Here is a 10,210-nt window from a genome sequence, read left to right on the forward strand (position 1 = left end):
GCCGCGGCGGGGGCGCGGGGGCCGGCCGCCATGGCGCAGGCGCCGGCCGGCTCGGTGGCGGGCCAGTTGGCGCAGTCGCTGGCGCAGGCCCTGCAAAGCAGCGGCATGTTCTATGAATCCCATCTGAATCTGCTGGCCACCGGGCGCATGACCGCCGAGCAGCTGATGCGCGAACCCCAGGCCCTGGCGGGCAGGGCCGAACCGGGCGCTACCGCCGCTCCCGCCGGGGAAGCGGCCGCCAAAGGCGCCGGCGCCAACGAGGCGGGCGCGCAGGCCGGGGCGGCCCGGGGCGGCGACCCGGCGCAGGCGGCCGCCGCCCCGCCCGGGTCATCGCTGGCCGGCCTGGATCCGCAAACCCATCTCCTGGTGCGCCAGCAGCTGGAAGTCCTGGCCAACCAGGCGTTCGCCTGGCGCGGCGAGGCATGGCCGGGCACGCCCATGGAATGGGAGGTCGGGCGCCGCGAAGAACCCGCCGAGGCCGGCGCCGAAGCCGGCGCGAACTGGGCCACGCGCATCGCCATACAGCTGCCGCGCCTGGGCCAGGTGGAAGCGCGGCTGACGCTCTCGGGCCAGCAGCTGGTCATGCACGTGGTGGCTCCGGAATCGGCGGGCACGCTGGACGAAGCCGCCGAGGCGCTGCGCGGCCGCTATGCCGCGCAAGGGCTCACGCTCAGCCGGCTGTCGATCGCGGCGGCGGACACCACCGGCGGACTCGAACCCAAGCCGCTGGAATACCCCTTCACTCCGAGCGAGGGCCGGCCATGACGCCCCGCCACACGCCCGACCATCGCGCGACCGCGGTGGCCGTCGCCTACGACAAGAGCGATTCCGCGCCCCGGGTCGTGGCCAAGGGCTATGGCACCGTGGCCGAGAACATCGTCCGCACCGCCAAAGACCATGGGCTGTACGTGCACGAATCGCGCGAGCTGGTCGGCTTGCTGATGCAGGTGGACCTGGACGCCCACATACCGCCCCAGCTCTATGTGGCGATCGCCGAACTGCTGGCCTGGCTGTATGCGCTGGAAAACAATGAGAAAGGCGCCGAGCTGCTGAAACCGGCGCCCTGAAGCGGAAGCACGGCGGCGGCGCTATACCGGCATGCTGGCGATTTCCTGATACGCCTGGACCAGCTTGTTGCGCATCTGCAAGGTCGCCTGGAAGGCGATGCCGGCCTTTTGCATGTCTATCATGACGTCGTTCAGGGAGATATCGGGCGCGCCCATCTGGAAGGCGCGGGCCTGGGCGGCGGACGCGTTCTGCATGGCCGACACGCGCTCCAGCGAACGGCTGAGTTCGGCCGCGAACCCGCCGCCGGCCTCCGGCCCCGCGGCTTGCGCGCGCGCGGGCACCGAGGCGGCGGCATTGGCCACGGCGCGCATTTGCGCCAGCATGTTCTCGATAGCGGTCAGGTGTTGTATGGCCATGGCGTTCGCGATAGGGACTGCGGGGAGCTTCCTGGCATACTTTACACAGGAAGGCCGGCGCGCAAGCGCCGCATAAGCCGCCATATCCGGCCGCAATTCAAGCGATTCCCGCCCCGGCCGGCAAGGCTATAGTCACCCCTTGACCGCTCTTGCCGCGCCCGCGCGCAGTCGAACTAAATGACGCCCAAAAGCCTCGTTTTTCGAGGCTTGGCGCCTTGATGCAACACGCCATAATTCAGCATCCCTTAAATTCACGTTGCCGCATGTCCAAGCTGCCAAACCACTGCGCCGGTCCCTTCTTGCTTAAACCCCCCAGCACCAGAGGTCGTCGATGAGCCAAACGGCCCAGTTGCTGGCCCGCTTTCCCGTACTTGCAAGAATCGGTGGTTTGCCCAAGCCCGCGCTCATGGGGGGCGCGGCCGCGATCATCGCGGTGCTCGTCGTGCTTGCGCTCTGGAGCCGCGGGCCCGACTACAAGGTGCTGTTCTCCAACATCGAGGACCGCGACGGCGGCGCCATCGTCACCGCGCTGGCGCAGATGAACGTGCCCTACAAGCTGTCCGGCACCGGCAACGCCATCCTGGTGCCGGCCGACAAGGTCCACGAAGTGCGCCTGCAGCTGGCCCAGCAAGGCCTGCCGCGCGGCGGCGAAGCCGGGTTCGAGCTGCTGGACCAGACCCGCTTCGGCGCCAGCCAGTTCACGGAGCAGGTCAATTACCAGCGCGCCCTGGAAGGCGAGCTGGTCAGCTCCATACAGGCCCTGCACGCCGTGCAGTCGGCGCGCGTGCACCTGGCCATCCCGCGCGAATCCCTGTTCGTGCGCGACCGCCAGCCGCCCACCGCCTCGGTCCTGCTCACGCTCTACCCGGGCCGCACGCTCAGCGACGCGCAAGTGGCCGCCATCACCTGGCTGGTGTCTTCCAGCGTTCCCCACCTGACGGCCGAGAAAGTTTCCGTCGTGGACCAGAACGGCCGGCTGCTGACCTCCCCCACCGGCGACGCCGGCCTGGACAGCACGCGGCGCAACCTGGTCAATGAAATCGAGCAGCGCACGGTGGGCCGCATCCTGACGCTGCTGAACCCGCTCATGGGCTCGGGCAACGTGCGCGCGCAAGTCAGCGCCGACGTCGATTTCGCGCAGCGCGAACAGACTTCGGAAGTCTACCGCCCCAACCAGAAGCCGGGCGAGGCGGCGGTGCGCAGCGAACAGACCAGCGCCTCCCTGCAGAACGGCGTGCTGCCGCCCCAAGGCGTGCCGGGCGCGCTGACCAACCAGCCGCCGGGCAATCCCACCGCGCCCATCCAGGTTCCGCCGCAGGGCGGCGCCCAGCAGGACGGCGCCGCGCCCAACGCGCAGCCCGCCGCCGGCAACAATGCGCCGGCCACCGTGGGCACCGCGGGCGCCGCGCCCGCGCAGCAGACCGGCACGTCGCGCAACGACGCGACCATCAATTACGAAGTGGACCGCACCATTAGCCACGTGAAAGACCAGCTGGGCTCATTGCGCCGCCTGTCGGTCGCGGTGGTGGTCAATTACCGCAACAACGCCGACGGCGAACCCGAAGCCCTGCCCGAAGGCGAGCTGGAAAAGATCAACGAACTGGTCAAGCAGGCCATGGGCTATTCGTCCGAGCGCGGCGACACGGTGAGCGTGATCAACAGCCCCTTCAGCGACGACACCCCGCCGGCGCCGCCTATCTGGGAAAACCCGGTCTACCTGAACTACTCGCTGCAGCTGATCCAGTACCTGCTGATCGCGCTCGCGCTGTTCATCGTGTGGCGCAGCATCATCAAGCCCATGCTCGACAACAACGCCCAGGCCCGCCTGGACCGCGAGGCGGAGAAAGCGGAAGAGGAAAGGAATCGCGAACAGATGGCCGACGCCGAGCGCCTGGCCGCCGAAATGTCGCGCTACGAAGACAACCTGACCACGGCCCGCAACATGGCGCTCAAGGATCCGCGCGCGGTAGCCATGGTATTGCGTTCCTGGATGGATAAAAAAGATGGCAACCGTTGATAGCAACCTGGATCGCTGCGCGATCCTGATGATGTCCCTGGGCGAGGACGGCGCCGCCGAGGTCTTCAAGTACATGACCGCGCGCGAAGTGCAGATGATAGGCAGCGCGATGGCCAATCTGAAGCAGGTGACGCGCGCCGACGTGGACGGCGTGCTGGAGGAATTCCGCCAGGAGGCCGACCAGTTCATGGCGGTCACCCTGGGTTCCGACGAATACATCCGCAGCGTGCTCACCAAGGCGCTGGGCACCGACCGCGCCGCCGGGCTGATCGAGGACATCCTGGAGGCGGGCGAAAGCGGCAACGGCATCGACGCGCTGAACTGGCTGGAGCCGAACAGCGTGGCCGAGCTCATCAACGACGAGCACCCGCAGATCATCGCCACCATCCTGGTCCACCTGGAACGTATGCAGGCGTCCAGCGTGCTGGCGCTGCTGAACGAGCGCCTGCGCAACGACGTGATGCTGCGCATCGCCACCTTCGGCGGCGTGCAGCCGGCGGCGCTGCACGAACTGACCGACGTGCTGAACGGCATGCTGTCGGGCCAGGGCGCCAAGCGCAGCAAGATGGGCGGCGTGCGCACCGCCGCCGAGATCCTGAACTTCATGAACACCTCCGAGGAAGAAGCCGTGGTCGCCAGCCTGCGCGAGCTGGACAGCGACCTGGCCCAGCGCATCGTCGACGAGATGTTCGTCTTCGAGAACCTGGTCGATGTCGAAGACAGCGCCATCCAGCTGATCCTGAAGGAAATCGAGACCACCTCGCTGACCATCGCGCTGAAGGCGGCGCCCGAAGAACTGCGCGACAAGTTCTACCGCAACATGTCGAACCGGGCCGCCGAGATGCTGCGCGACGACCTGGAGGCCCAGGGCCCGGTGCGGATGTCCAAGGTCGAGGAAGAGCAGAAGAACATCGTCATGATCGCGCGCAAGCTGGCCGAGACCGGCCAGATCACGCTGGGCGGACCAGGAAACGACGAGTATGTCTGACCGGTGGCCGAGCCGGCTGCAGGCCGCTCAGGCCTGGAAGCGCTGGGAGATGGACTCCTTCGAGGATCCGAAGGCGCCCGAGCCGGCGGCGCCGGCCGCTCCCCCCGCGCCCGATCCCGAGGTGCTGCGCGCCGAGGTGCAGCGCCTGCGCGACGCCGCGCAGGCGCGCGGCCGCGCCGAGGGCTATGCCGAGGGCCATGAGCAAGGCCTGGCGGCCGGCAAGGAGGAAGGCCGCATCGCGGGGCAGCGCGAAGGCCATGCGAAAGGCCATGCCGAAGGCCTGGAAGACGGCCGCCGGCAGGCGCAGAGCGAGGCGGCCCAGCTGGCCGCCCTGGCCCAGTCCTGCGCCCGGTCGCTGGCGGCGGTGGAAGCAGAAATGGGACAGGCCCTGATCGCGCTGTCGATACGCATCGCCGAGCAGGTCTTGCGCAGCACCCTGGACGAACACCCCGAGAAACTGCTGGACCTCATCCGCGACATCATCCACGTCGAAAGCGGCAAGGGCGGACTGCTGAAGCTGCGCGTGAATCCGGCGGACTTCGAGCTGGTGCAGGGCTATCTGCGCGGCGAGGGCGAGGCCGAGAACTGGCGGCTGCTGGCCGATCCGGCCGTGGAGCGCGGCGGCTGCATGGCCGAGACCGCGCTGGGCAACATCGACGCCACGCTCAGGACGCGCTGGGAACGCGTGACCTCCTCCCTGGGCCATCGGGCGGCCCCTCTGGGCAAGTCCGCGCCATGAGCGCCACCGACCTCCTGCCCGACGCCCAGGCGCGCTGGCGGGCGCAGCTGCAGGCCTGCATGCGCCGCGTATCGGCCACCGAATCCTGGCACGTCAGCGGGCGGGTGACGCGCGCCACCGGGCTGGTGCTCGAAGCCACCGGTTTGCGCCTGGCCGTGGGCGCCGCCTGCAAGATCGAGATCTCGCCCGGCCAGAACTTGTGGGCCGATGCCGAGGTCGTGGGCTTCCACGGCCAGACCTTGTACCTGATGCCGCAAAGCGACATCTCGGGCCTGCCGCCCGGCGCGCGCGTCATTCCCATCGAGCCGGCCGTGCAGAGCCGCGTGGCCCTGCCCCTGCGGGCCAGCCAGGAAATCGGCCCGCCGCCCGTGCTGTCGCGCCACCTGCCGGTGGGCGACAGGCTGCTGGGCCGGGTCCTGGACGGCGCCGGCCGCCCGCTGGACGAGCTGGGCGAGCTCAGCGACGTCAGTTCGGCCCCCTTGAATGCTGAATTCATCAACCCGCTGACGCGCGCGCCCATCGACACCGTGCTGGACGTCGGCGTGCGGGCGATCAACGGCCTGCTGACGGTGGGCCGCGGCCAGCGCATGGGCCTGTTCGCCGGCTCGGGCGTGGGCAAGAGCGTGCTGCTGGGCATGATGGCGCGCTATACGCAAGCCGACGTGATCGTGGTGGGCCTGATCGGCGAACGGGGCCGGGAAGTCAAGGAATTCATCGAGCACAACCTGGGCCCCGAAGGCCTGCAGCGGGCGGTCGTCGTGGCGGCGCCCGCCGACGTATCGCCTTTGCTGCGCCTGCAGGGGGCGGTCTATGCGACCAAGCTGGCGGAGCACTTCCGCGACCAGGGCAAGCACGTGCTGCTGATCATGGACTCGCTGACACGCTACGCCATGGCGCAACGCGAAATCGCGCTGGCCATCGGCGAGCCCCCGGCCACCAAGGGCTACCCGCCTTCGGTCTTCGCCAAGCTGCCGGCCCTGGTGGAGCGCGCCGGCAACGGCGCCCCGGTGGCGGGCCGCCCGGCCGGCTCCATCACCGCCTTCTATACGGTGCTGACCGAGGGCGACGACCAGCAGGACCCGATCGCCGACTCGGCGCGCGCCATCCTGGATGGGCACGTGGTGCTGTCGCGCAGCCTGGCGGAATCCGGCCATTACCCCGCCATAGACATCGAGGCCTCGATTTCGCGGGTGATGGCGGCCATCGTGCCGCGCGAGCATTTCGCGCTGGTGCACCGCTTCAAGAAGATGCTGTCCCGCTACCAGCGCAACCGCGACCTGATCGCGGTGGGCGCCTACACCGCCGGCAACGACCCGGAGATCGACGAGGCGATTGCACGCTACCCCTTCCTGGAGGCGTATCTGCAGCAAGGGATAGAAACGCGCGTCGACCACGCCACGGCGGCCCGCGAACTGAGCGCCCTGTTCAACAGGGCCGGAAACCGGCCGGAATGGCCCGCACAGGACATGAACCATGGCTAAACCGTCGTCCCTGGACACCTTGATCGAACTGGCGCAGGAAAACGCCGATGAGGCGGGAAAACAGCTGCAACTTCTGTCAACCGAGCGCAAAAACGCCGAAGACCAGCTGAAGATGCTGCTGGAGTACCGGCAGGACTATGCCGCCCGCCTGCAGGCCGCCACCGAGAGCGGCCTCTCGGCGTCGAACTATCATAATTTTAGGCAGTTTATCGCCACTTTGGACGAGGCCATTTCACAGCAAAATAAGGTGGTCGCCCATATAGACGTCAAAATGGAAAGCGGCCGGCAGCGCTGGTACGCCGAAAAGCGCCGCCTGAGCTCTTTTGAAACCCTGCGGACGCGCCATGCGCGCCAGCAGGCCGTGCGCGACAACAGGGCCGAGCAGCTCGCCAGCGACGAGATGTCGGCCATCATGCACCGTCGGGTGCGCCGCAACCACTGATCAGGCCGTGCCATGAACACCACCTCGATTTCCGCCGCCTTGACCGCCACCCCGCCGGCTCCGGACCGCGGCCGCAGCAACGGCGCCGGCTCGGAAAGCGGCAGCTTTTCCAGCGTTCTGGACACACGGCAATCGGCGCAGGCGCAGGCGCAGCAGCCCGCCGCCCGCGACGCCGAACCCGCGCGCAACACCGAACCCGCCCGCCACGGCGCCGGCGATGCCGAACTGGCGCAGAACGCCGCCGAGCAAGGCTTGGCGGGCGCCCAGAACCCCGCCGCCGTGCAGGCCCCGGCGGATCCCGCGGCCGCGGCCGAAGACGCCCTCGCCGGCAAGAGCCTGCCCCAGGTCGCACTGCGGCTGGCCGCCGAGATCGCCGCCGTGCAGCAAAGCGTTTCGGGCCGATCCGCCGTCGACGGCAAGGCGGCCGCCGCCGCGCGCGACGCCGATGCCGCCGGCCGCGCCGATGCGTTCGATCCGCGCCTGGGCGCGCGCCTCGAAGACGCCGGCCGCGCCGCCGCCACCGAATTCGCCGCAAGGCAAAACCCGGCGGGCGCCGCGCTGCCGGCCTCCCCCCTGTCCGCCGACGGGCTTGCCGCCGGCAAGGCCCAGGCGCCGTCCAGCGGCCTGATCGGGTCGGCCCGCGCCGCCAGCATCGCGGGCGCCAGGCAGGCCCTGCTGACCATGCAGGCGCGCGCCCGAGCCGCCGAAGCGGCGCCGGGCGCCGGCGCGCAGGCGGCGGGCATCCAGGCCCCCGGCTTCGACGAGGCCCTGGCCCGGGCCTCGGCCGACTTGTCCGGCGGCATCGGCCTGCGCGCCGATCCGGCACAAGCCGACCCGCAAGCGGCCGCGGCCGCCGGCATGAATTCCCCGACCGGCCTGGCGGCGCCCGCGGCCCAGCCGGCCGGCGCAAGCCCCGCCGTCGCCACGCCGCTGAACAGCCCCCAATGGGGCGCCGACTTCAGCCGCCAGTTCGTCGCCCTGGCGCAAGGCGGGCCGAATACGCCCCATACGGCCGAACTGCGCCTGGATCCGCCGGAACTCGGCCCCTTGCGCATATCGATCAACATCAGCGACAACGTCGCCCATGCCGTGTTCGTGTCGCCCCACGCCTCCGTCCGCCAGACGGTCGAGAATTCCCTTGCGCAGCTTCAACAGGCGCTGGCGCAGGCCGGTATATCATTGGGGGAAGCCAACGTCAGCGACCAGGGCCAGCAAGCCGAACAGGCGTTCAATGAGCGCTTCGGCGGCGGGTCGGCGCGCGGCGGCGCCGCCTTCGCGCTCGACGGCAACGCCGCGGACACCGCCGGCGCGCCGGCCGCCCGGCGGGCTGCCGCGCCCAACGCCCTGGTCGACACCTTCGCTTGAGCGGCGCCGCCCCGGCGGCCTTTACTCTTTCTAACCGTTATTCAGCCCACCGGCCATGGCCAAAAACGAATCCAGTAGCAAAAAAGAATCCGGCAAATTCAGCAAACTGATCAAGTCCGTCCTGGCGACCGTGCTCATCGTGGTTGCCAGCGTCGGCGCCACCTTGTTTTATTACGAACGCTACGCGGGGGGCAACGGCGGCCTGGGCGGCCTGGCCTCCTCCGCGCCCGCCGAAGCGCCCGCGGCGCCGCTGCCGCCGCCCCTGTTCACGCCGCTGGAGCCGTTCACGGTGACCTTGCGCAATGACAACAGTACCCGTATCCTGTACGTCGCCGTCACGCTGCGCGTGGGCGACGAAGATTCGCGCAAGATGCTGTCCAACTACATGCCTGAAGTGCGCGACCGCATCCTGCGCCGGCTGTCCGAGCAGCGTGCCGATTACATCCAGACGCCGGAAGGCCGCGCCGCGCTGGTCGAGGCCCTGACCCAGGACGTCGAGGCGCCCTACACGCCCCACCCTCGCGGCCCATCGGTCACCGGCGTGCTGTTCACCGCCTTCGTGATTCAATAAATGTCATACCAAAGCCTACTTTCGCAAGATGAAGTCGACGCGCTACTTGCCGGCGTAACCGGCGAAAGCAGCAGCGGCCAGAAGAAAACCGAAGACCTGGGCGCGGTCCGGTCCTTCGACCTGACCTCGCCCGACCGCGTGGTGCGCCACCGCATGCACACGCTCGAGCACATCAACGAGCGTTTCGCCCGCCGCCTGCGGGCCGTGCTGCTGAGCTTCATGCGCCGCAACGCCGACATCACGGTCGGCACCATACGGGTCCAGAAGTATTCCGACTTCGAACGCAACCTGCCGGTGCCCAGCAACCTGAACATGGTGGCCATGAAGCCGCTGCGCGGGCTGGGGCTCTTCACCTACGACCCCAACCTGGTGTTCCTGGTCATCGACAGCATGTTCGGCGGGCATGGGCGCTACAGCACCCGCGTGGAAGGCCGCGACTTCACCACCACCGAGCAGCGCATCATCCAGCGCCTGGTCAACCTGACCCTGGACAGCTATGCGAGCGCCTGGGAACAGGTGTATCCGGTCGAAATGGAGTACGTGCGCTCCGAAATGCACACCAAGTTCGCCAGCATCACGCGCGGAAACGAAATCGTCGTCGTGTCGTCGTTCAACATCGAACTGGGCGCGAGCGGCGGCAACCTGAACATCTGCCTGCCCTATTCCATGATCGAGCCCGTGCGCGACCTGCTCACGCGGCCCATGCAGGAAATCGGCGAGGAATCCATAGACCAGCGCTGGATACAGCAGCTGTCCCGCCAGGTGCGCAGCGCCGACGTCGAGCTGGTGGCCGAGTTCGCACAAATCGATTCCACCGTTTCCGAACTGATCAAACTGAAAGTCAACGACATCCTGCCCATCTCCATCCCTTCCACGGTCACGGCCCGCGTCGGCGGCGTGCCCGTCATGGAATGCGGCTACGGCACGTACAACGAGCGGTACGCATTGCGCGTGAAGCGGATGCTGACGACCTCTGAAACAGACATCTCCTGAGCACCGAAAATGATTGACCCCGACAAGGACCTAGACAAAGACGGCGAGATCGGCCAGAACCTGGACGACGATTGGGCCGCCGCGCTGGCCGAGCAGACTGCGCATACGCAGTCGACCCAGGCCGACGGCCTGGCCGACGCGGCCGACGACTGGGCGGCCGCGCTGGCCGAACAGACCGCCGCCACGGCCG

The 10,210-nt window shown here is 68.7% G+C and carries 11 protein-coding genes and 1 pseudogene; 11 read left to right on the top strand and 1 reads right to left on the bottom strand.

Annotated elements, in window-relative coordinates:
* Together fliK and H0A72_RS21690 are read left to right on the top strand one after the other, a co-directional pair.
* A partial coding sequence (gene fliK, locus H0A72_RS21685) for a flagellar hook-length control protein FliK (protein WP_180158597.1) occupies positions 1 to 765 on the top strand: 765 nt, incomplete at its 5' end.
* Positions 762 to 1,067 carry an EscU/YscU/HrcU family type III secretion system export apparatus switch protein gene (locus H0A72_RS21690; protein WP_180158598.1) on the top strand — a complete coding sequence of 102 codons (306 nt, stop codon included), beginning with the start codon at positions 762 to 764 and terminating at the stop codon, positions 1,065 to 1,067. The genes fliK and H0A72_RS21690, both read left to right, overlap by 4 nt.
* A gap of 21 nt (positions 1,068 to 1,088) precedes the next feature.
* Here H0A72_RS21690 and fliE read toward each other — a convergent pair whose 3' ends face one another.
* Positions 1,089 to 1,424 carry a flagellar hook-basal body complex protein FliE gene (gene fliE / locus H0A72_RS21695; protein ID WP_180158599.1) on the bottom strand — a complete coding sequence of 112 codons (336 nt, stop codon included), beginning with the start codon at positions 1,422 to 1,424 and terminating at the stop codon, positions 1,089 to 1,091.
* A 331-nt stretch (positions 1,425 to 1,755) separates the two neighbouring features.
* On the opposite strand from fliE, the gene fliF reads away from it, so the two are divergent.
* From fliF to H0A72_RS21740, 9 genes and pseudogenes are all read left to right on the top strand, one after another.
* On the top strand, positions 1,756 to 3,441 hold the full coding sequence (gene fliF / locus H0A72_RS21700; RefSeq protein WP_180158600.1) for a flagellar basal-body MS-ring/collar protein FliF: 1,686 nt from the start codon (positions 1,756 to 1,758) through the stop codon (positions 3,439 to 3,441).
* On the top strand, positions 3,428 to 4,429 hold the full coding sequence (fliG, locus tag H0A72_RS21705; RefSeq protein ID WP_180158601.1) for a flagellar motor switch protein FliG: 1,002 nt from the start codon (positions 3,428 to 3,430) through the stop codon (positions 4,427 to 4,429). The genes fliF and fliG overlap by 14 nt, the downstream gene beginning before the upstream one ends.
* On the top strand, positions 4,422 to 5,168 hold the full coding sequence (gene fliH / locus H0A72_RS21710; protein WP_180158602.1) for a flagellar assembly protein FliH: 747 nt from the start codon (positions 4,422 to 4,424) through the stop codon (positions 5,166 to 5,168). Before fliG ends, fliH begins: the two co-directional genes overlap by 8 nt.
* Positions 5,165 to 6,649: a flagellar protein export ATPase FliI gene (gene fliI / locus H0A72_RS21715; RefSeq protein WP_180158603.1), complete on the top strand. Its 1,485-nt coding sequence runs from the start codon at positions 5,165 to 5,167 to the stop codon at positions 6,647 to 6,649. Before fliH ends, fliI begins: the two co-directional genes overlap by 4 nt.
* The gene (gene fliJ / locus H0A72_RS21720; RefSeq protein ID WP_180158604.1) at positions 6,642 to 7,091 is read left to right on the top strand and encodes a flagellar export protein FliJ; all 450 of its coding nucleotides are present in this window, start codon (positions 6,642 to 6,644) and stop codon (positions 7,089 to 7,091) included. Before fliI ends, fliJ begins: the two co-directional genes overlap by 8 nt.
* Before the next feature lie 12 nt (positions 7,092 to 7,103).
* Complete coding sequence (locus H0A72_RS21725) at positions 7,104 to 8,456, top strand: flagellar hook-length control protein FliK (protein WP_180158605.1); 1,353 nt, start codon at positions 7,104 to 7,106, stop codon at positions 8,454 to 8,456.
* Positions 8,457 to 8,511: 55 nt separating this feature from the next.
* On the top strand, positions 8,512 to 9,027 hold the full coding sequence (locus H0A72_RS21730) for a flagellar basal body-associated FliL family protein (RefSeq protein WP_180158606.1): 516 nt from the start codon (positions 8,512 to 8,514) through the stop codon (positions 9,025 to 9,027).
* Positions 9,028 to 10,020 (top strand): flagellar motor switch protein FliM, encoded by a 993-nt coding sequence (gene fliM, locus H0A72_RS21735; protein ID WP_180158607.1) that lies wholly within the window; start codon positions 9,028 to 9,030, stop codon positions 10,018 to 10,020. It begins immediately after the preceding gene.
* Between the two features lie 9 nt (positions 10,021 to 10,029).
* Positions 10,030 to 10,210, top strand: a pseudogene (locus H0A72_RS21740) (flagellar motor switch protein FliN); the annotation flags it as partial.

The organism is Parapusillimonas granuli (genome assembly GCF_013416525.1).
Classification (GTDB): domain Bacteria; phylum Pseudomonadota; class Gammaproteobacteria; order Burkholderiales; family Burkholderiaceae_B; genus Parapusillimonas; species Parapusillimonas granuli.

Coding starts and splice junctions, on each gene's coding strand:
- fliH (WP_180158602.1), top strand. CDS start 4,422: ATGTCTGACCGGTGGCCGAGCCGGCTGCAGGCCGCTCAGGCCTGGAAG.
- fliG (WP_180158601.1), top strand. CDS start 3,428: ATGGCAACCGTTGATAGCAACCTGGATCGCTGCGCGATCCTGATGATG.
- H0A72_RS21730 (WP_180158606.1), top strand. CDS start 8,512: ATGGCCAAAAACGAATCCAGTAGCAAAAAAGAATCCGGCAAATTCAGC.
- fliJ (WP_180158604.1), top strand. CDS start 6,642: ATGGCTAAACCGTCGTCCCTGGACACCTTGATCGAACTGGCGCAGGAA.
- H0A72_RS21725 (WP_180158605.1), top strand. CDS start 7,104: ATGAACACCACCTCGATTTCCGCCGCCTTGACCGCCACCCCGCCGGCT.
- fliF (WP_180158600.1), top strand. CDS start 1,756: ATGAGCCAAACGGCCCAGTTGCTGGCCCGCTTTCCCGTACTTGCAAGA.
- fliE (WP_180158599.1), bottom strand. CDS start 1,424: ATGGCCATACAACACCTGACCGCTATCGAGAACATGCTGGCGCAAATG.
- fliI (WP_180158603.1), top strand. CDS start 5,165: ATGAGCGCCACCGACCTCCTGCCCGACGCCCAGGCGCGCTGGCGGGCG.
- H0A72_RS21690 (WP_180158598.1), top strand. CDS start 762: ATGACGCCCCGCCACACGCCCGACCATCGCGCGACCGCGGTGGCCGTC.
- fliM (WP_180158607.1), top strand. CDS start 9,028: ATGTCATACCAAAGCCTACTTTCGCAAGATGAAGTCGACGCGCTACTT.